Source organism: Lacrimispora sp. (genome assembly GCF_032078915.1).
Lineage (GTDB): Bacteria > Bacillota > Clostridia > Lachnospirales > Lachnospiraceae > Lacrimispora.
In genome coordinates this window covers 42573-64133 of the sequence record NZ_DAMAUN010000006.1, presented here as the reverse complement: position 1 = coordinate 64133, position 21561 = coordinate 42573, and the positions used below count along the sequence as shown (strand labels likewise).

Here is a 21561-nt window from a genome sequence, read left to right as displayed (position 1 = left end):
TATGTCCACAAAAGCTGCGTTGGTTTTCCAGCGAAGCTTTTGTGTTATTAAGCTTTTTATTTTTGTATACGGATTATGCAGGTGATACCAAAATGACACCTAAAAGGTGAAGCTGCTATTGGTTCTATTCGGAATGAGTGAACAATCTGAACTTGTTTGTGTAATCTTTTAATTCGTCTCTAAGGAATTCTGGTATAGATATAATGCGGATACTCATGGGTGTTTTCTTTTTACAAATTTTGTTGTATGATAAAAGGCAAAAAGAGGGAATGAGATATGAAAAATTATGATTTTGATGAAAAAAAAGAATATAAACAATATGGGGAAGTTGGTATAAAAGGTACCTATAAAAATTATACTGAATGGGATAATTACATTCGAAATAAATACAAAAATGTTACTTATAAAAGCATAATAAATTTTAAGGCATATTTAAAAGCAAAAAGTGATAATTATAAAAATAGACGTGATACATTAGTTCAGACATTGATTCCATTTTTAATATTAGTTATTAGTCTTTCAATAACATTTCCATCTATAATTGAAGGAATTACACAAAGACATGTAAATCTATTAAATGATATAAGCAGTACATTAAAAAATGTAGAATCAAGCAAAACTATAGATAAGGAGCTTGAGATTTTAGAAGTACGTATTAAACGGGAAGAGTCAAATGACAAGCTTATATCTTATAGCGTAATAATTTGTTATATCTTAATCATATTTTCAACAATTGCTTATTATTTAATTCATTTTTATCTATTAAAAAAAATAACTTTTTATAAAGATTATTGTAGAGTTTTAGAAAGTATAGAAAGAAGCATAAATGTCAAGTGACTATTTATCACATCTCTTATCTCTTTTTTTTAACAGAATTTGGTGTATGATGGAAGAAAACTATCGGGGTTTATAAGACATCAATTTAATAGATATGCATACAGTAGAGATGAAAGTATGTACGGAGATGCTTCCCCGCAGGTTGGGATGACATATTCAGGTTCTTCAAACTTTACATATTATTATCATACTAACTAGTATGGACGGATAACTACATAAATAAGTGAAGATTATTATTATGGGAGTTCTAAATACACTGCAAATGTAGATTTAAATTATGGAACATTATTAAGAAGATGATAAAAATATGTAAAAAAAGTTTTAAGTATACTGGATTTATTCAAAATTAAGTACGAGTACAAAGTATTCAGCCATAATAGTCAATGGGGAAGTTCGGGAAGTCGACGTGGCATGTTTGGGAATTTAGTCGAGTGATGTTAGATACCAGAACATTGGAAGATCTAGGGAGGGTTAGCTCTACTGTACGATTAAGAAGCAAAGGGAAAATATAGAATTAGGGTTTTCATATTTGTAATGTTCAGTGAAAACAGACTCTATTATAAACTGAGCCTTATTCAAGATGTTGTATCTGGCAATGATGGACATCACGAGAAAGTGGGAAGGAAAACCATGGAACTGGGGTCAGATACTGGAGCAGCTGTGTATATACCTTGAAGAACGGATTACCCCACAGGATCTGGATTAACCGGAATGGCAAAGAACAGGCTGCCAAAAGTTCTTAACTGCCTGTTCTCCATGTGCAACAATACAGACACAAAATCTAAAATCGATTTAACAGATATTTTTTCATTAATCCAATAGGTTTACATAAAATAACTTGCACTCTCATTAATATAGCGGGCCCGGAATACCGAGGCCCGCCCTTATTAATAACATCTTTTTGTCTGCACACAGTTGTCCTTTAAGTCTTACCAGTAGGCTTCTTTTATTTCTTATATTCACCATTCGCGTTCATGTTCGCATCCACATTCACGTTCATTTTCGAATTCGTATTCATTTTCATTTTCGTATTCGTAATCGTATTCACGTTCGTGTTCGCATTCACATTCGCATTTCGGTTTGCATTCGCATTCGCGTTTGCATTCACATTTTGTTTTGCATTCGCATTCACATTTTGGCTTGCATTCGTATTTTAGTTTGCATTCGCATTTTGGTTTGCATTCACATTTTTGTTTGCATTCGCATTCGCATTTAGGTTTGCATTTACATTTGCGCTCACATTCACATTTTGGTTTGCATTCGCATTCACGTTTTGGTCTGCATTCGCATTCGCGTTCACATTCACATTCACGTTTGGGTTCACATTTTTTACAACTTATTCTACATTTAATTGTTTCGCTTTTCATATACTTTAACTCCTTTCATGCCGTTCTACATTAATATTATATGGGACAAGCAGGCAAGGTGTGAATTTTGAGAATGGCTTACTATTACCGCATGAAGGCAGTCAAAAAATGATACGATTCTATGGATAGGCGAACCCAGTTACCAATTACCAGCCCAATAATGTTTTATTATCTGCCATAAAGGTTATTTATCTTAAATCCGCAATTACATCCAAAACATCTATTAAAACAGCACATAAATTATGTATTCTCCATAGAAAATCGTACTATAATGTATGAGCCAAATAGACAAAGTGTGTTAAAAGAGGTTTACCCTTAATAATTCAACCGGCCCTGGAAAATTTGAAGCCCCGTTCTGCTTCGTGAGGGAGCCTCATAGATTCCACAACCATCTAGCTTTACTGTCCAGATAGTAGACCTTTTCGGATTCCGCGGTCAAAGTACCATTAAGATAACACCGCCAGCATTAAGATAATACCAGCCGCCCTTGATTCTTACAAAGAGCTTGGATGTAAGACTAGCCCCACAGTGTCATACAATATTCTTATCCTCAATAGATTGTCAGATGGAGCGGTCAAATTTAAACGTGAATATGCATATGTGTACGCGAAAGGCTACTGGTCGATATTTAATTCAAATAAAATACTTAGAGCCAGACATCCTTGTAAATTCAAGGATGTCTGGCTCTTTTCTCTATAAAATGAAACTATAATGAAAAATGAGACATTATAAATTCGAAAGACCACTCCTCCAAAGGAACGGTCTTTCATTTGGCCTCCACTATATCGAATTTAAGTAAATAATATATAATAGAAAGATTCGTCAAACTCAAAAATTAGCAAAATTATATAACTTTACCACTGTATAATGCAAGTGTTTTCACGAGATTATGCTAAAATAAATACAAGAAAGCAAATCAAAAGAGGTGAACCTGTGAATCATTTAATTTATCCTTTAGATCAACAAAAAACAATCAACCGTTTTCTTACGACGGGCACATACTGCCAGCCACAGGAATTCAAAAAAGCGGTTCTAAAAGGCAATATCAATGAATGGCTAAAATATGGTTTTTCTATCCACGAAAACCCTTGCCGAGGTGAATTTCTCGAAAAAAGAAGGGCGCGGACACCAGAATACATCGATATCAGTCAATACAAGCTTCATGATACCATAACAGTATTTGACCAGGAGAGAACGCTTCAGGTCTACTACCCCTTCGGAAACGCAGGCCTTGATTTTTCAGAGTTTTATTTTAACCCTGCCTATCTGCGCAGCTACAGTTACTGCTGTCTGTTTTCCGACGCTCAGAGCAGCGAAGACTTTTTACTGGAGACTTGCGGAGGTGTCACTTTATGGCTAAATGATGCACTGATCACTGATTTTATCCCGTTCACGCGGAATATGGTCAAGCAGCAGAAGGTGACTCTTCCGTTGAAACAAGGCTTTAATAAACTGGTAATATGCCTGGATGACTTAGCTGAAAGAGATACTGATTACTATTTCCATCTGATTTACTTAGGTGAAGAAAAAATACGGATGTGTATCCCGGTACCGGCTGAGATTGAAGCGGAGAAGATCTATCAGATCGAACATATGATGGATGATATCTCCTTTGAAAAAGAGGTATACATCAGTGAACCTGTAGAACTTCAGATACACAATCCATTTCACGATCCGTTACAGATGACAGCTTTTTATAAGCCGGTGGCGGACAAGATGACCGATGCCGGAAGCCTGATAGAAAAACGGAACTTTGAGCTGACAAGTGACAAGACAAAGGTGTGTCTGTTTGAGGCAGATGACGTAAAACCCGGTTTTTATTACTTCCAAATAGAAGTTCTATACGAAGGTATTGCAGTAGGGCGTAGAATAGGCACCCAGGTATTTCATCGCAAACTGTTAGAAACTAAAACCTCTGGAATCAAGGAGCGTAAGCAGGAAGCACTTGCATACCTGCGGGATGTGGAAGTAGAGAATGTGTACAAAGCCGCTGCTATGCTTTATCTGGACGGAAATGCAAGAGCAGCCAACCAAATATTGTTAGAAGAGTTAAAAGGAATCGAGCTTCGCAAAGATTGCAGCGATTTCCATCTTGTTATCGTGATACAGATCTATATTCGGTTTTCCGGTCTTTTATGGGAGGAAACGAAGAAGCGGATCGAAGAAGTCTTGTTGAATTTCCGATACTGGTTTGATGAACCGGGGAACGATGTCATGTGGTTTTTCAGTGAAAACCATGCATTATTATTTCATATCTGCCAATATACTGCCGGGAGACTGTTTCCGGATCGAATATTTACTAACAGCGGTTTGACCGGAAACCAGCTGGTGGCAAAGGCGGAAGTACTGTTAGATAAGTGGTTTGCCGGATTCTTGGGAGAATATATAACCGAATGGAATTCCAATGCCTATATTCCGGTAGATGTACTGGGGCTTTGTTCCTTGTATAATCTGACAGAGGATGGAAACCAGTGGAAGGAAGCTGCCAGAAAGGCCCTTGACCATATCTTCTATGATATGGCGTTACTGGAACATAAGGGAACGGTCATGACTACCTTTGGCCGCAGTTATGAAAAGGAACTGAAAGGTAATTATACGGCAGGTACCACCTCTTTACTTTATATTGCATATAACAAAGGCTGTTTAAACCGTGCAGCTTTGGCCTACACATCCTTTGCCTTGGGAGAATATGAGCCGCCCGCAGAGTACCGGCAATTTATGGAACTTCCGGAGGGTGAGGCAATCATATATAAAAAGACCCAGGGATACGAAGGTTATGTAAACCTTTATCTGTATAAAGACTCCAAGGTACAATTATCGACAGCAGTAGATTTTTATCCCTTTACACCGGGGTATCAGGAGCATATCATGCAGGCGACTATCAACCCTACGGCCCAGGTATTCGTCAATCATCCAGGAGAAGTACAGCCTTACGGCAACGGACGGCCTAACTTTTTTGCAGGTAATGGAAGCAGGCCAAGAGGAGCACAGTACCGTGATTTAGGGATACTGCAATATAAAATTCCTCAGGAACATCCGGTTTCTTACACCCATGCCTATATTCCGCTCAGTGAATTTAAAGGATATATCGGTGATGATCAAGTGGTAACGGTGGAACAGGAGGACGGATATATCGGTGTGATTGCCCTAAACGGTCTGCATATGCAGCAGGAGGGCCCTTGCAAATACCGGGAATTTATAAGCCCCGGGCGGGAAAATATATGGCTGATCAAAATGGGAAGAAAAGATGTTTATGGAAGCTTACAAGCATTTTATCAGAAGATTAAGAAGATTCAATTGATAAAACAGGAGGATCGTGAGGTTTGGAATATTGTAGGAACCGAATATGGTGATGTGGTTCTTGCTGAGGAAGGACTTTTGATTGGCGGCAAAAGAGCGGCAGATTATCCCTATACCTATCAAGGGGTTATCGAAAAAACATGCAGCTAATGTAAATGGAGGAATCAAGGTGATTAGCAAGAATGAAATCGAAGGAATACTAGGCAGAGTAAGCGATAAAATGATGTATCTGAAAAATCCGGGAGTGAAAGAAAAGTTTCCGGTCAGCCTTATTGATATGAACTGTTGGGAGTGGCCTCAGGGAGTGGGCTTGTTTGGACTTTATAAGTATTACTGCAAATCTCAGAAACAAGAAGTGCTGGATTTTTTGATCCGTTGGTTTGACGAACGGATATCAGAGGGAATATCGGAGCGGAATGTGAATACGACAGCTCCCATGTTAACACTGACTTATATTTATGAGATTACCCAAAAAGAGTCTTACTTGGAATTGATACGTTCCTGGGCTGATTGGGTAATGGATGAAAACGGACTGTTAAGAACAAAGGACGGATGCTTCCAGCACATGATAACCGGAGATCCCAATGACGGAGAAATCCTGATTGATACCTTGTTTATGACTATTTTGTTCTTAAGCCGGGCTGGAAAATTGCTTAACAGGCCAGACTATGCGGAAGAGGCAGATTATCAGGTCGTCAATCATATCAAGTATTTATACAACAAAGAAGAAGGCCTGTTTTATCATGGCTGGAACTTTAATCATAACAACAATTATGGCAAAGTTTTATGGGGAAGAGGAAATAGCTGGTATACGGTTGGAATGATGGAATATCTGGAAGAAAGTGACGTTTATCCAGCCCTAAAAAGACATTATTTAAGTGTGTACCGTTACCAATGCCAGGCGATTAAACGCTATCAGGACAAGGCGAAAGGATTGTGGCATACGGTGGTCAATGATGAGAGCACTTATATTGAAATTTCCGCCGGCGCCGGTTTCCTGGCTGGTATGATGAAAGGGGTCCGTCTGGGATATCTGGAAGCAGAAGAATATCTTCCTGTGATTTCAGAAGGCGTCAAACATATCCTTGCGTACATACAGGAAGATGGAACCGTAGATCAGGTTTCTTATGGTACTCCCATTGGTATGAATGTATCATTTTATCAAAATATCCCCTGTTATCCGATGACTTATGGCCAGGCGCTTATGATATTAATGCTTCAGGAGATGATGGAGGATTATTGGCAGAGTTTATAAAGTAAGGAAGGAATGCCCTGAAAGGAAGAATACGGTGAAATCACGCATATTTTATGAGGAATTTGATTCATTTTACTATTATAGCGGCAGTACTCAGAATTGGAATATGCAAGGGTTCCATTTTCATAAGAATTATGAAATTATCTTGGTTATGAGTGATGGTGCCGGAATTTGTATTGACAACCGGGAATATGAGGTGGAAAAAGGGACCCTTTTTGTAATTAACAATCGGGAATATCATAAAACATCCGGTGTAAAAGGGCAGGATTATAACCGCTATGTGGTTATGTTTGACCCGGACCGTTTAAGGGATGTATCACAGGCGATGGATTATGACTTCTTTAAATATTTCGAACACCGGCCGGAAGGGTTTATTCACAAGCTGTATTTGAATAAAGAGCATCTTGGAGAAGTGATTGGGTTGTTTGAAAAGGTGGAGAAATGCAGTGTGTCCACGCAACAGGGTATGGACGGGGTTGTTTTAAATCTGGCTATTATGGAGCTGCTGGTTTACATTAACCGGCTGTATGATTTCTTCTCAGAAAAATCCATAGATGATGCAGAGATGGCAGCCTTTGCAGGTGAGAGCGGACCGGTTCATGACAGGGATCGAATCGAATTAATTAAGAAATATATCGCTGCTCATGTGGAAGATAAGCTGGATTTAGATGGTATCGCGGAACAGTTCTATATGAATAAGTACTATTTGAGCCATTATTTTAAAAAAGAAACAGGCTTTACCATCAGTCAGTATATCACTAATCTTAAGATAACAGCGGCGAAAGGAATGTTGAAGAATGGTTTTTCCGTGACTGAAACTGCGGTGGCTCTTTCTTATAACAGCGACAGCCATTTTATCAATACCTTTAAAAAGAATACAGGAACGACGCCAAAGAAATATGCGACCGAGAAGCAGTAGATGTTTGGTACGCAAGAGGGAAACAGGCCATGGGCTATGCTCTATCTGCCGAACGTGGGGCAGGTTTAAGTATAAAAATACAAATAAAAATTAAGGAGGAATTTACTATGAAAAAAGCATGGAAGAGAGTGGCAGCAGGAATGCTGGCAACCGTTATGGCTGCTTCTTTAGCCGCCTGCGGTTCTAAGGGATCGGGAACAGAGACAACAAAAGCACCGGAAACAACGGGAGCAGCAGGCGGGGCAGCCGCTGCCGGAACACTGAAAGTCCTGATGCCGGAGGAGCCGGGGGCAGAAAACTCACTGAATAATGCGCTTAAGGCCTGGAGTGAGGAAACCGGAAACCAGATTGATATGATTATCATTTCCCATGATGACCAGCTGACTAAATTCCCGGCTATGGCAAAGAATAAGGATCTGCCGGATATCATCGCAACTACCAGACTTCATCAGTTATATCCGGAAGAATTTATGGATATGGCCCAGGTAGTGGATTTAAGTTTATTTGAAGATTCTGCTTTAAAGATCGTAGGCAAGGATTATAAATCAGATAAGATATCAGGCCTGCCCAGACAGTTTACCACTACCTGTATGTATTACAATGAAGATGCATTTGCAGCAGCCGGAGTAGAGGCTCCGACGCTCGACAACCCATGGACCTGGGACGAACTGTATGAGAATGCTGCGAAGATCCAGGCCGGCGGTACTGTTAAATATGGCTTTGCGGCAGATGTATCGAGAGCCAGATATGATATTCTGATGTATGCCAATGGTGGTTCTTTAGTGGAAAAAGACGGAGACACCTTTAAAGTCAATGTAAACAATCCGGTGAACGTGGCTACTTTGGAGAAGTTTGTGGCTGCGAATGAAAGCGGTGTGATGCCAAAAGCCATCTGGGCCGGCGGTTCTACTGACAACCCGGTAGAGTATTTTAAGAATGGAGATGCTGCCATCCTTTTATCCGGTTCCTGGAACTATAATTCTTTGACCACGGATGTGTCTAAATTTAAGTTCGGTGTGATGCCGACTCCTAAAGGAAGTGCTTCACAGGCAGCTATTATCGGTGGTGAAGCTTTGGCTATACCGGAGAATGCAGCAGGAAAAGACCTGGCTGTTGAATTTGTAAAATGGTTCTACGATGAGAAAAATTTCAAGAATTATATTCAGGAAGACAAGGGTTTATCTTCACTAAAGTCAGTGATCTATGAACCAGCTGATGAAAAAGCAGCGGCAGACTTTAAGATTCTTCAGAATGAGGTTTCTTATGTGACAGACAGCTTTATGGTAGATGAAAGCTCTGCATGGAGAACCTACAAGGATAATGAATACCGGGATTACATAAAACGTGCGGTAAGCGGTGAGATCACGGCAAAAGAAGCTCTGGATGCATTTACAAAAGAATTGGCTGAATCATCAGGCTGGACAACCACTCAATAAGAATAAGCAGCAAAGTAAAAGGAGGAGACTTATATGGGGAAGAGAAGAAAGGCATTTTCGCATACCAGGGCATTCTGGATGTTTGTGGCACCGGCAGTGCTGTTGTTTTCCGTATTTTTCATCCTTCCTCTGATCTTAAGTATTGGATTTTCCTTTACAAATTATGACGGATGGAAGACGATGGATTTTGTAGGACTAAAGAATTATACGAAACTGCTGGTCAGTAAGGATTTCTATAAGGTATTGGGTAGAACCTTTGTATATATGCTGTTTAGCCTGCCCTTTAAAGTGATCATTCCTCTTCTTATCGCCACATTGGTTACCTCTAAGCAATTAAAGCTTACTACATTGGTCCGGACAGTGGTGTATATTCCGGTTTTATTATCAGCACTGGTAGTAGGTATTACGATTAACTGGATGTTTGGACAGGAATATGGATTGATTAATTATGTAATACAGTCCTTTGGAGGAGCTCCGCTTCAGTGGGCACTGAATTCGAAACTGGCTACTTTTGTAGTCAGTTTCGCCTCCAACTGGGCCTCGACAGGTTTTTATATGGTTATGTTTATCGGCGGTATCAATAATATTTCCAAGGAATTATATGAGGCTGCCAGTGTGGATGGCGCCAGACCGGTTCAGACTTTTTTCAGAATTACCGTACCGCTTTTGTCACCTGCTATTTTTATTGTACTGCTTCTTTCTACTGTTAACTTGTTGAAGGAGTACGCATTGGTACAAGGGATTACTTCGGGAGGGCCGGGAACCTCCACTACTTATATCGTTCAGTACATTTTTGACCAGGGATTTACCCAGGCCCGTTATGGATATGCATCGGCGATCGGAGTGGTAGTCAGTCTCATCTTTATTGCAATTGCCATGATTCAGTTTAAGATGACCAGAGGAGGTGAGGTATGATGAACAGCGGGAAGAAAAGACTTGCTTCGGTGCTTGTCACGGCAATCGGTATGGGGACTGTTTTTGTGATGATATTTCCCATTATCTGGCTGCTTATGAGTTCTTTTAAGGATTCTACGGAATTATTTGCCTATCCGCTGCACTTTTTTCCAAAGGAATTTACGTTTAAGTCTTATGAGAGTGTGATTGCAAGCGGCTTTTTTACTTATGTTAAGAACAGTTTGTTTTTAGCGGTAGTGGGGACGGCGATTACCTTAGTGATCAGTTCCATGTGTGGTTATGCCCTGGCTATTTACCGTCATGATATTCCGTATACAAATAAGGTATTTGGTATATTTTTACTTGGTACTCTGATTCCGGGAGAGATTCTGACCATCGCTCAGTTTTCCGTGATCAGTGAACTTCATCTGTATAATAATATCTGGGGTGTTATCCTTCCGGTAGTGACCACAACAACAGGAATTTTTATGTACCGTCAGCATTATATGTCTATTCCCCTTTCTCTGGCCGAGTCGGCAAGGCTTGATGGCGCCAGTGAGTTTCAGATTTTCCGGTCGATTATGCTGCCGCTAGGATCTTCTGTGACGGTAACACTTACTATTTTCTCCTTTATGTGGAGGTGGAATGACTATATTCTTCCGCTTATGGTACTGTCGGATCAGAAGAAGTTTACGATTCAGATTGCGATAAAGAGTTACATCGGTATGATGGGCGTGAATTGGAATGCAATTTTATCTTCTTCCATCATTTCTATTTTGCCTCTCATTATTATCTTTATGTTTTTGCAGAAGTATATTACCGGAGGAATCGCAGCAACTGGTGTGAAAGGGTGATGGGAGGAACGGTCTATGAAACGCTATATGGAACATATGATACGGTCGGCAGAAAAGAGAACCGAAGAGTTTCTGGCCCATCAGATGAAAGACAGAGGAAACATTGCCGATGGTGCTTATGAGACCCAGCTTTTAGAGGCAAAGCCTACGATATATTTGCTGTCTACAGCGGCAGCAGTTTATGTAAATCAGGAAAGCCGGTTCTATCATGAGCCGCATTTGTATGATGCAATGAACCGAGCTCTGGATTTTGTTGTTCGGTGTCAAAGGGAGGATGGAAGTTTTGACTATCCGTCCTGTAATTTTTATTCTGCAGCTGACACTTCATTTTGTTTCAAACGTCTGATTGCTGCCTATCGGCTGCTTGAGACCTATGAAAAAGAAGGGGATGCAAAAGAATTAAAGGATAAGTATCAATGGATTATGAGAAGGGCCTTAGATTCCATCGCCACAGGAGGTTTTCATACGCCCAATCACAGGTGGGGGATTGCAGCTGCACTTTTTCAGGGAAGTCATTTGTTTGAAGAGCCGGAGTTGTCTGAACGTCTGACCAAGAGAGCCATGATGTATATAAGAGAGGGGATAGACGGAAACGCAGACGGAGAATATGCTGAGCGGTCTACAGGGAATTATAATGCGGTGGTCAACAATTCTATGATGGCTCTTTATGAGGAGACCGGAAATGAAGAATATTTAGGATATGTAGAACGAAACCTGCAAATGATGCTTACCTTTATTGATCCGGATGATACGATATTTACCCAAAACTCAACCAGGCAGGACAGGGGAAAGGCGGATTATCCTGATAAGTATTTTTATCAATATCTTTACTTGGCAAGCCTTTCGTCTTCCTCTGAGGAGAATTGCAGATTGTTTGACGGAGCGGCCCATAAGATCATCAGAGACAATATGGAACGGGGAGATCTGGCGCCGGATTGTCTGCATATCGTTATGCTGCACCAGAGAATGAAGAATTTTGAATTTAAAGAATATGGGTACTTGGAACATTACCGTAAGTTTTATGAAGAATCAGGAGTGGTCCGGGTCAGGCGGGGGAACTTTGGATACAGTGTATTGAGAGGAAAGGATGAATTCCTCTATTTAAAATGGAAATCAACTCTAATTTATGTGCGGATTGGAGAAAGTATAGGGTATAACAGGGATTTTCAGGCGGATGAAATGAAGGTGATGATGGAAGACAGGGAATATGAGCTGTCTTCTACCGTGGAAAACCGCTATTACCTCCCCTGGAAGGAGGCCCCGGATACCAGTGATTGGTGGAAAATGGACCATACGGAGCGGGAGGTGCTGGTGAAGGGTGGTGTGAAGCTGTGGGTTGGAGTAACGGAAGCAGAGGGCGGTGTAGAATTATCCCTAAAAGCAGAGGGGATAAGCCGTGTACCTATTCGGCTTCAACTGTGTGTACCGTCCGGCGCAGTGCTAGAGAATAAGAGTTTTTGCATGGAGACTTATCCGGGAGCCTCAATGATTCTGAGGGAGGGGGATGTGGTTCTTCATCATGAGGGACAACGAATTAAGATTGGACCAGGATTTGGCCTGCATGCGTTTAAAGGGCATTATAGTGGGGAGAAGGTGAATTCCCGGGGGTATACCATTTACCTGAATGAATATGTACCCTTTGAGCGTAAGGTGAGGTTGGTGCTGCAGGGAAATGAAGGGGACATTTTAGAGTGAATAATGAGTTGAAACGCTGCAGCCCGGTATGTATGCGGGCTGCAGCGTTTTTTGAATGGAAGTGATTCCGTATTTCTTTTTTTCGTTTTGATCCAAAGCGGCTCTGTTTTACTATTTGAGAGTTTTATCGTGAAAATAATATTGAAATGCCTGGATAATATAATCGGAAGCACCGGCTCCATATTTTTTATCAGTGATTTCCCTGATTGTATCATGGGAATAGCTTTCTATTACCATATCCCAGAAGCCATCACCCATATCTATCCCTAAATTGTTTTCGCTGGAAAGCTCCACGATTTCGTGAACAATATCCTGAATTTCTCTGGAGGCAGCATCTTTTGTTAAATCAAAAGTTAAACTTACGTATAAATCATTGCCTTTCTGCAATATTTCGTCCTTGTTTTTGGCGAGTTCTTTTGATTGTTCCATTAAATCCGAAAAATGTTCCAGATTGTATTTCATGGCTTCTGTGTATTTTTCAATACTTCCAAATTGTTTCATGGCAAGTTTAGCTACGTTGGATTCATCATCTTTAATTTTTTGTATAAGCTGATTGAAGTTTTCGATGCTGCCCCAATGCTTTATAACATCCTCTTCTTTTTGATTTTTAAATTGCTCCAATGCTTCGATATATTCACTTAGGTCAAATTCTTTAAAACTCATACAAGGTTCTCCTTTTTCTAATCGATCCAAAAGCTCAATAAGTTTGTCTATCCGATCACGTTTTAAGCAGAGTAACTTCTTTTGCTTTTTAAATGCTTCAATTTTATCAAATTCTGGTTTTTGCAGTATTTCATTAATTTCTTTCAGTTTAAAATCCAGTTCTTTAAAAAACAAAATTTGCTGCAGCTTTTGCAAGACTTCATCGCTGTACAGACGATAACCAGATGGCGTTAATTCACTTGGTTTTAGAAGACCAATCTCATCATAGTATTGCAACGTGCGTGTGCTGATACCTGTTAATTCAGCAACCTGGCTTATAGTTTTCATGATTATCAGCCCCTTTCCCTTGAATAATTGAGAACAATACGGATATTTGCCGGCGAATATTCTGTTTTGTTCTATGACTAAATGGTACACTATCACGTTACGTAGTAGTCAAGGCTTTTCTGCATAATTTTTGTAATATGCAAATGTAAATCTTGATTGCAATATAAATTAATCATTAATAATCTTTTGATTATGTGCGGAATTTCCGGCATATTCAAACACAGAATTTCTCAAGCTAAACTCAAACGTTTCCCCGTCTATTGCGCCTATGGTTTGGTTGCTATCATATAGGCGCAATAAGAAATCTGCCGCTTGCGCGCTTGTATGATAGTTGCCAAAGCTTTTGCCGTAATCGTATTCTGATACGTTGTTTGCAATCATTCCAAATTCAGTCTGCGTAGCCGCTGGAGCAAATACTTTTGCCTGTAGTTTGGCTTGAACTGCTTTTAGCTCATGAGCCAGTCCTTCGGTGAATGCGTTTACATTGAATTTAGCGGCGCAGTAAGTAACAGCGTTTGGTACCATGATGTAACCGCCTCTGGAAGAAATGTTAATGAGCTGAGTCCCGTCTACCTCTTTGCAATCCCGGACGTAAAGAGAAGATAAAATTGTTAATGCTTCAACATTCAATTTCAGCATGGCTTCAATTTTACTTAAATCTTGACTGGCAACGCTACTGTAATTGCCAAATCCAGCATTGTTTATCCATGTTTCAATCTGATATTCCTTTAATTCATCATAAAACGGATAGAGGCTTTGAATTATTGTCAGTATACATACTTTGAGATATTATGAAAAAGAAAAACTAATTACACCAAGCCGCAATGAAAGCAATAGGCGCAGATATTCTGATAATGATATAACTTGGCTGCAATTCATTAAACGTCTTAAAGATACATGTATGCCTATCAAAGAAATCCAAAAATATGCTGAACTTCGCTCAATAGGCGGTTCTACTCTGGAAGCTCGTATGGAACTGCTGATTCAACACCGCACGATGCTCAAGAAAAATATTACAAAACTTCAAGAAAATCTTGATAATCTCGATGAAAAAATTTATTACTATCATACAGAAATAATTAAGCATAATAGCGGGCAGGTCCCTTCTGACAAGCCGTGAAAGCAGCTATGAGGTTATGTCCGGTGAAGCGGATTGCGAATATCCGATTGACCAGTAATTTACGGGTCTAAAATGGAACTATAAAGATTCTTTAAGTATTTCAGTTAAATCATCACATTTATATTGTAAAAACGGTCATTGATATAGTAAAGTAGAATTTGCAACCGCCAGTTGACAAATTATACAGCGCACTTGGTGGTTGTCAACCGTTAAAAATACTACAATGCAGACAGTCATATATCACCAGGTGAACGCAGATATTTATTATAGGACATTTGAAGATGGAATGACATAAATAAATTTTGAAAGGATGGTTCATTGTGATATTAGCAGAAAAAATTATTGCATTGCGTAAGAAGGCCGGATGGTCGCAGGAGGAGCTGGCTTACCAGATGGGTGTATCGAGGCAGTCAGTATCTAAGTGGGAGTCCGGAACTTCAATTCCTGATTTAGAACGAATTTTAAAACTTAGTCAGGCTTTCGATGTCAGTACGGATTATTTATTAAAGGAGGAGATGGAGGCAGATCCGGTATCTATTTCCATGGAAACGGATCACGATGAGGTTCAGAAGACAGTTACCCTTGAAATGGCCAGTCATTTCATGGATATCAAGATCCGAGGGGCGAAAAAGGCGGCCGTAGGTATCGCGGCTTATGTTCTGTCTCCGGTCATGCTGATTTTTCTGGGAGGATTATCAGAATTAAAAGATGTAAATATCAGTGTAAACATGGCAGGAGGATTGGGTGTGGCCATATTGCTGCTGATTGTCGGAATTGTCACAGTGTTTTTTGTAATGAATGGAATGAAAATGGAATCTTACCAGTATTTGGAGAAAGAAATCTTTCGCCTGGAATATGGTGTGGAAGGGATCATACGAAAAAGGATGGCAGAATATGAAGGAGCCTATAGAATCTGTAATGTGGCAGGTATTTTCCTATGTATAATCTGTATTTTGCCATTGATGTCCGCCGTTGCGTTAGGCAGCTCAGACTTTGTCTATGTTATGTGCGTAGTTTTTCTGTTGATCATAGTAGCCTGTGCTGTATTTTTATTCGTAATGGCAGGAGAGAAAAAAGGCTGTTTCCAGATGCTGCTGCAAGAGGGGGATTATACGGTAGAGAAAAAACTGGAAAAGAAGCGGACAGAACACCTGCATGTGATCTACTGGAGTACCATTACCGCAGTATATCTCGGCATCAGCTTTTATACGGGAAATTGGAGCAGGACATGGATTGTCTGGCCATGCGCAGGAGTTATGTATGCGGCGGTGCAGGCATCAGCTGCAGCATTGAAAGGTAAGATCAATTAAAAATCCAGACCCTTCCTCTTCCAAAGATAGGGTCTGGATTTTTATAATCAATATTATGGTGAGAAAAGCGTGATATAGTTACGCATAATGGCATACCGCCCTTCAGGCGTCAGTTTCACCAAGCCACCGGATAGCTGAACACAGTCCTCCCGTTCCAGGGATTTGATGATTTTCGAAGTATATTCACCAGTCCAGTGCAAATGCGTCTTTATGGTATCAATGCCTGCTTCCGCATGTTCTTCTGTACTGTTTTCGTGATTAGAAAGGTGAAATAACAGCGTCGCTTTAGCAAATTCCAGTTTCTGATTCCTCCGCCTTAAAAGTGAACGGATCAGTCCCCTGTGTGGCGCAAAAACAAACACAAGGAAGAATACGAATCCGGTAATTACAGCCATACTGCCTGCTATGGACACATCCAGCATAGCCGCTGCCTGATACCCAAGGATTCCATTAACTGCTCCTATGATCCCGCTTAAAATCAGCATTCGTTTGAGATCGTCTGTCAGCAGATAAGCCGTCACCGGAGGACCGATCATAAAGGCTACCACCAGCACAGATCCTACCGCCTGAAATGCTCCGACTGTGGTAAGGGATACCAGCGTCATCAGTCCATAATGTACCAGTGCAGGGGAAAAGCCCAGCACGGCGGCCAGCATGGGATCAAAGGTTGCTATCTTTAGTTCTTTAAAGAAAATGATGATTGCAGCAAGGTTGATCAGCAGCAGAATTCCTGTCGTGTAAATCGCCTTTGCACCTATATCCACGCCGCCTATGATCATACGGTCAAAAGGAGCAAAAGCCAGCTCTCCTAGTAGTACCGAATCAGTATCCAGGTGAACCGAGCCGGCATAACGGGTGATCAGGATAATGGCTATGGAAAAGAGCAAGGGAAACACCACGCCGATGGCGGCGTCTTCCGCCAGCAGCCGTGTCCGGCTTAGAAGCTCCGTCAGCCACACGGTCACCACCCCCATTAATGCGGCTCCCACAATCAGCAAAGGTGAGGAGAGATCGTGGGTGCCGAAAAAAGCGAGTACAATTCCCAAAAGAATCGTATGGGTAATGGAATCCGACATCATTGACATTTTTCGAAGTACCAGAAACGTTCCGGGGAGAGCGCAGGCCACAGCAACAATTACGGCTATGATTTGAATTTCAACTTGTGGTGCCATCCGGCACACCTCCTTCCAGTTTATATAAAACCTTATTTTTTCTACGTTGATATACCCTGTGCAGAACACCGCGCCCCGGAGCGAACAGTACGCTGATGATCACGATGGCACTAACGCAAACGACAATAGCCGGGCCTGTCGGCAGCTTTGGAACGAGAGAGCTGGCTGCTGTTCCCACGATACCGGACACCGCTCCGAAAAGCGCTGAGAGCGTTACCATGACCCACAGCTTATTGGTCCACTGGCGTGCGGCAACTGCAGGGGTAATCAGCATGGCGCTCATGAGAATAACGCCTACTGTCTGCAAACCGATAATGATTGCCAGCACAATCATAAATGACAGCAGGAGATTCAGCTTTTTTGGGGAAAAGCCAAGGCTCTGGGCAAAGTCGCTGTCAAAAGTGAAAAGTTTAAATTCCTTCCAGAACAGGAGCACCAGTGTCAATAATATAAGGCCGCAAATTACCATAAGAATGATATCCCGCTGTAAAAGCGTGGACGCCTGACCGAAGATAAAGCGTTTCAGCCCTGCTTGATTGGAGTTTGGAATCTTCTGTACGTAAGTGAGCAGCACCAGGCCAAGTCCAAAGAATACGGACATCACCAGCGCCAGCGCACTGTCAAATTTTACGCGGGTATGTCTCACAATACTGACAATAAACAGTGTTGCCAGCAAACCGGAAATAAGGGCGCCCATGAGCAGAACCTCTGTATTTTTACTGCCAGACAGAACAAAGGCCATCACCACACCGGGGAGGGCGGCGTGGGATACTCCGTCACCAAGCAGGCTTTGCCTGCGAAGCACTGCAAAGCTGCCGAGTACCCCGCTGATCAGTCCCAAGAGGGCGGAACCCAGAGCCACTGTCTGAAATGTATAGTCGGAAAATAACGAAATAATACTGCTTAACATCACATCACACCCCTTAGAAGCGTACCGGAGCTTTGGTAGGTCTTTTTTAAATTTTCTTCATGGAATACTTCCTCCACAGGCCCGCAGGCAACCACTCGCAAATTAATTAAGGTAACCCAGTCGAAGTAATCGGGTACCGTCTGCAGATCGTGATGGACGACCACCACGGTTTTATTCTGCTCCTTCAATTCTTTTAACAGTGCCACGATCGCACGTTCCGTTTGAGCGTCTACCCCCTTGAATGGTTCATCCATAAAGTAGACCTCTGCTTCCTGCGCCAGGGCGCGGGCCAGGAAAACCCGTTGCTGCTGTCCGCCGGAGAGCTGGCTGATCTGGCGGGAAGCATACTCCTGCATGCCTACCTTAGCCAGCATTTGTTTTGCCAGCTCCACATCCGGTTTACCGGGACGGCGGATCCAGCCTAACTTGCCGTAACAGCCCATCAGCACTACATCCTGCACCGTAGCAGGGAAATCCCAGTCCACACTGCCGCTTTGAGGTACATAGCCAATGCGGTTTTTTAAGGTACGTATATCATCATTTCCTTCCAGAAACCGGACGGCTCCGGTGACTGGCTTTAAGAGTCCGAGCATAGCTTTGATCAAGGTCGTTTTACCGGCTCCGTTTGGGCCGACCACCGCCATCAGTTTTCCCTTTGGGATTTTTAAGTCAATATCCCAAAGGACAGGCTTGGCGTCATAGGCTACGGTTAAATCCTCTACCTCCACTGCATAGTTTTGTTGTCTTTCCATATGATTCCCTCCTGTCACTTTAAGGCATCTACAATGGTGTCAATATTTGCTTTAACGGTCAGGATATAAGTGCCGGCTCCGGACTGGGCATCGCCCAGGGAGTCGGAATAAAGCTCCCCGCCGATGGAAACATCAAAGCCCTTCGCTTTTACCGCAGCCTGCAGCGCTTCAATGGTTTTCGGCGGCACGGAAGATTCTACGAAAATCGCCTTAATCTGCCGTTCCACAATGAAGCCTGCCAGATCACTTACATCGGCGGTACCTGCTTCCGCATCTGTGCTGATGCCCTGCAGACCCCGAACCTCAAAGCCATAGGCTTTGCCAAAGTATTGAAACGCATCGTGAGCGGTCACCAGCACGCGTTGTTCCTCGGGCAGCTCATCAGCCCGGCCGCGAATGTACGTATCGGTCTCATCAAGCTCTTTTAAGTAAGCTTCCAGATTTGCTTCAAAGTCTGCCTTTCCATTGGGATCGGCATCTGCTAATCCTTTTGCAACGGTTTTAGCTGCATCCTTCCATAGGGAAACATCGAACCAGATATGAGGATCGTGGATGGAGCTGTCATCCTCCCATGCCAGAAGCCTGGATTCGTCTAAGCCCTTTTCAATGCAGATGACTGCCGATCCCTGGTTTGACAGGTTTTCAAATATTTCCCCCATTTTTCCTTCCAGATGCAGGCCGTTATACACTACCACATCCGCTTTCTGCATCAGGGAAACATCTCCGGCACTGGCCTGATACAAATGCGGGTCAATACCTGGCCCCATCAGGCCGTTTACCGTAACCCGTTTTCCGCCGATGGATGAAACCAGATCAGCCAGCATGGTGGTGGTAGCAACTATATTTAATTTATCTTTTGATGAGTCTGTGTTTACCGCTGGGGCAGAACAGGCCGTAAGCAATAAGGTGAGACTCAGGATCGTACCTAGAATGCCTTTCATTTTTTGATTCATGAGAAACCTCCTAAAATATATTTGGTGTTATGCCCCCTATGTCTCATCTACATGGATTTGACAGGCGGCCTTATAACTGATCTGGACACGTTTTCCTTCCAGGTCGAGGGTTAGCGGCCCTTCGTATGGAGCAGCGTCTATAATGCGGACAGAGCATCCAATGGTGATTCCGCTTTCCTGCAGATAGTCTAACAGTTCCTTTTCTTCCTTTACACGCCTGATATGGGAAGCCGCACCCGCAGGAAGCAGGTTCAAGGTCAGCAGCGGAGCGTGGTCGATTTGGCCGTCAGGATGGGGAATTGCACTGCCGTGGGGGCAATAGGCAGGGTAATTCAGAAATTTATCCAGCCGGGTGGTCAGCCGTGACGGAGTGATATGTTCCAGCAGCTCCGCGTCTTCATGCGCCTCACTCCACGAGTAGCCAAGATGGCGCATCAGGAAAACCTCCCAGAGCCGGTGGCCCCGCACCAGCGAAATGGCAACCTGAATTCCCTCAGGCGTCAGGCATGAGCCTTTGTAAGGCTCATAATGGATCAGCCCCTCCCGTTTCAGCTTTCCAAGCATTTCCGTAACAGAAGCGGGGGCGATCTGCAATGTTTCCGCAATCTGCTTATTGCTTACCAGCTCTTCCATACCACCGAGCTTATAAATGGCTTTTAAATAATCTTCTTTGTTTGGCGTCATTTTATCTTCCTCCATTTTAGATATATAAACCCCGCCATCTGCGTGGGTAAAGAAATTGTTTGAAGAGAAAAGGTCTTTTATACCGCTAATATTTTCACAATTCCTCCAATCAGCAGGATAAGGGCGGTTACTATTAAAGTAGGTATCTTGCTGCGAAAAAGCTGTTTTGTATAAGTATCCATAAACTTCCTCCTGTTGTGTTGTAGTGTTTTTGCGTTTAGGCATACCTAAACTTTATTATATTATATGCCTAAACATGTGGAAATGCAAGTAGTTTGAACATAAAACCAATTATTTCATTATTCAGATCTGTTAGGGGAGGGAAATAACGTTTCCCTTGGCTAATTTATGAGACCTAAGTAGAAAGTGTTACGAATACACTATATAAAGTTAAAAAACAGAGGATGAATGACAATGAGCCAACTTCCGCCTCAGGAATTCCGTACCGTCCGGGGATATGAACTGAAAAAACAAAATGAGAGCAGACTCACACCTGCTCTTGAGGATTATCTTGAAATGGCGTACCGATTATGCATGGAAGAAAGCTGTACCCGCATAAACAGACTTTCTGGTCTGCTGCACGTCCGTCCATCGTCTGCGTCAAAGATGGTAACTAAGCTTGTCCAGCTTGGATATTTGAAATACGATAGCCTTGAAAATATCCTGCTGACTGATGAGGGAAAAATAACCGGCAATTATCTGCTGGAACGTCACAATACTTTGGAACGTTTTTTTACCATGCTTAAAAGCCCGCGCCCTTTGGAAGAAGCAGAATTGGTTGAACACATGCTGGGGGATTTGACTGTATTGGAAATAAAGGTGCTTATGGAGTTCTTTATCCAGAATCCGGATATTGAAAAACAGTTTAAGGATTTTAGGGATATGCTTATCGTTTCTAAAGAATAAATGATCTTCAGTAATGAAAGGATTGCAGCAAACGTTTGTTAGTTGAATGCAAAAAAGCCGACACTTCTGCAATGAAATAATTGCAGAAGTGTCGGCTTAATAAGCGGTTCGGCTAAAATCAGCACAGGGAGAACTTCATTCCCTTGGGCCATTATAGCAATAATATCTTATCGCAATACAACGCGTCATATCAAAAAATCTAATCAA

Annotated in this window: 18 protein-coding genes and 1 pseudogene; 11 read left to right on the top strand and 8 right to left on the bottom strand. The window is 42.0% G+C overall.

Going from position 1 to position 21561, the window contains the following annotated elements:
- The first annotated feature begins 276 nt into the window (after positions 1 to 276).
- Positions 277 to 837 carry a hypothetical protein gene (locus RT269_RS04065; RefSeq protein ID WP_313180709.1) on the top strand — a complete coding sequence of 187 codons (561 nt, stop codon included), beginning with the start codon at positions 277 to 279 and terminating at the stop codon, positions 835 to 837.
- A gap of 1802 nt (positions 838 to 2639) precedes the next feature.
- Here RT269_RS04065 and RT269_RS30330 read toward each other — a convergent pair.
- Positions 2640 to 2705 (bottom strand): annotated as a pseudogene (locus tag RT269_RS30330) (hypothetical protein); the annotation flags it as partial.
- 432 nt (positions 2706 to 3137) lie between these two features.
- On the opposite strand from RT269_RS30330, the gene RT269_RS04060 reads away from it, so the two are divergent.
- The 7 genes from RT269_RS04060 (at position 3138) to RT269_RS04030 (ending at position 12557) form a co-directional block, all read left to right on the top strand.
- A complete protein-coding gene (locus RT269_RS04060; RefSeq protein WP_313180708.1) occupies positions 3138 to 5654 on the top strand; it encodes a hypothetical protein in 2517 nt (838 codons plus the stop codon).
- A gap of 19 nt (positions 5655 to 5673) precedes the next feature.
- Positions 5674 to 6759: a glycoside hydrolase family 88/105 protein gene (locus RT269_RS04055; protein ID WP_313180707.1), complete on the top strand. Its 1086-nt coding sequence runs from the start codon at positions 5674 to 5676 to the stop codon at positions 6757 to 6759.
- Positions 6760 to 6793: 34 nt separating this feature from the next.
- Positions 6794 to 7678: an AraC family transcriptional regulator gene (locus tag RT269_RS04050; protein ID WP_313180706.1), complete on the top strand. Its 885-nt coding sequence runs from the start codon at positions 6794 to 6796 to the stop codon at positions 7676 to 7678.
- A gap of 107 nt (positions 7679 to 7785) precedes the next feature.
- Positions 7786 to 9114, top strand: coding sequence for an ABC transporter substrate-binding protein (locus RT269_RS04045; RefSeq protein ID WP_313180705.1), 1329 nt, complete (start codon positions 7786 to 7788; stop codon positions 9112 to 9114).
- Between the two features lie 33 nt (positions 9115 to 9147).
- Positions 9148 to 10029: a carbohydrate ABC transporter permease gene (locus RT269_RS04040; RefSeq protein WP_313180704.1), complete on the top strand. Its 882-nt coding sequence runs from the start codon at positions 9148 to 9150 to the stop codon at positions 10027 to 10029.
- Entirely contained in the window at positions 10026 to 10862 is an 837-nt protein-coding gene (locus RT269_RS04035) for a carbohydrate ABC transporter permease (protein ID WP_313180703.1), read from the top strand. The genes RT269_RS04040 and RT269_RS04035 overlap by 4 nt, the downstream gene beginning before the upstream one ends.
- A 15-nt stretch (positions 10863 to 10877) precedes the next feature.
- Positions 10878 to 12557, top strand: coding sequence for a hypothetical protein (locus RT269_RS04030; protein WP_313180702.1), 1680 nt, complete (start codon positions 10878 to 10880; stop codon positions 12555 to 12557).
- Between the two features lie 111 nt (positions 12558 to 12668).
- Here the strand turns inward: RT269_RS04030 and RT269_RS04025 are convergent, their stop codons facing one another.
- Both RT269_RS04025 and RT269_RS04020 read right to left on the bottom strand, forming a co-directional pair.
- Complete coding sequence (locus RT269_RS04025) at positions 12669 to 13547, bottom strand: MerR family transcriptional regulator (protein WP_313180701.1); 879 nt, start codon at positions 13545 to 13547, stop codon at positions 12669 to 12671.
- Between the two features lie 168 nt (positions 13548 to 13715).
- The gene (locus tag RT269_RS04020; protein ID WP_331664064.1) at positions 13716 to 14264 is read right to left on the bottom strand and encodes an SDR family NAD(P)-dependent oxidoreductase; all 549 of its coding nucleotides are present in this window, start codon (positions 14262 to 14264) and stop codon (positions 13716 to 13718) included.
- A gap of 64 nt (positions 14265 to 14328) precedes the next feature.
- On the opposite strand from RT269_RS04020, the gene RT269_RS04015 reads away from it, so the two are divergent.
- A complete protein-coding gene (locus tag RT269_RS04015; RefSeq protein ID WP_313180700.1) occupies positions 14329 to 14667 on the top strand; it encodes a MerR family transcriptional regulator in 339 nt (112 codons plus the stop codon).
- Positions 14668 to 14987: 320 nt separating this feature from the next.
- A complete protein-coding gene (locus tag RT269_RS04010; protein ID WP_313180699.1) occupies positions 14988 to 15977 on the top strand; it encodes a helix-turn-helix domain-containing protein in 990 nt (329 codons plus the stop codon).
- 53 nt (positions 15978 to 16030) lie between these two features.
- Here the strand turns inward: RT269_RS04010 and RT269_RS04005 are convergent, their stop codons facing one another.
- Genes RT269_RS04005 through RT269_RS03985 form a run of 5 tightly spaced genes read right to left on the bottom strand, consistent with a single transcriptional unit; the run spans position 16031 to position 20448 of the window.
- A complete protein-coding gene (locus RT269_RS04005) occupies positions 16031 to 17149 on the bottom strand; it encodes a metal ABC transporter permease (protein WP_313180698.1) in 1119 nt (372 codons plus the stop codon).
- Positions 17133 to 18059, bottom strand: a complete 927-nt coding sequence (locus RT269_RS04000; RefSeq protein WP_313180697.1) for a metal ABC transporter permease — start codon at positions 18057 to 18059, stop codon at positions 17133 to 17135. Before RT269_RS04000 ends, RT269_RS04005 begins: the two co-directional genes overlap by 17 nt.
- Positions 18059 to 18811, bottom strand: coding sequence for a metal ABC transporter ATP-binding protein (locus RT269_RS03995; protein ID WP_313180696.1), 753 nt, complete (start codon positions 18809 to 18811; stop codon positions 18059 to 18061). The genes RT269_RS04000 and RT269_RS03995 overlap by 1 nt, the downstream gene beginning before the upstream one ends.
- 14 nt (positions 18812 to 18825) lie before the next feature.
- Positions 18826 to 19764, bottom strand: coding sequence for a metal ABC transporter solute-binding protein, Zn/Mn family (locus RT269_RS03990; protein WP_313180695.1), 939 nt, complete (start codon positions 19762 to 19764; stop codon positions 18826 to 18828).
- Positions 19765 to 19800: 36 nt separating this feature from the next.
- Entirely contained in the window at positions 19801 to 20448 is a 648-nt protein-coding gene (locus tag RT269_RS03985; protein WP_313180694.1) for a metal-dependent transcriptional regulator, read from the bottom strand.
- Positions 20449 to 20862: 414 nt separating this feature from the next.
- On the opposite strand from RT269_RS03985, the gene RT269_RS03980 reads away from it, so the two are divergent.
- Positions 20863 to 21354: a metal-dependent transcriptional regulator gene (locus tag RT269_RS03980; protein WP_313180693.1), complete on the top strand. Its 492-nt coding sequence runs from the start codon at positions 20863 to 20865 to the stop codon at positions 21352 to 21354.
- Positions 21355 to 21561 lie beyond the last annotated feature (207 nt).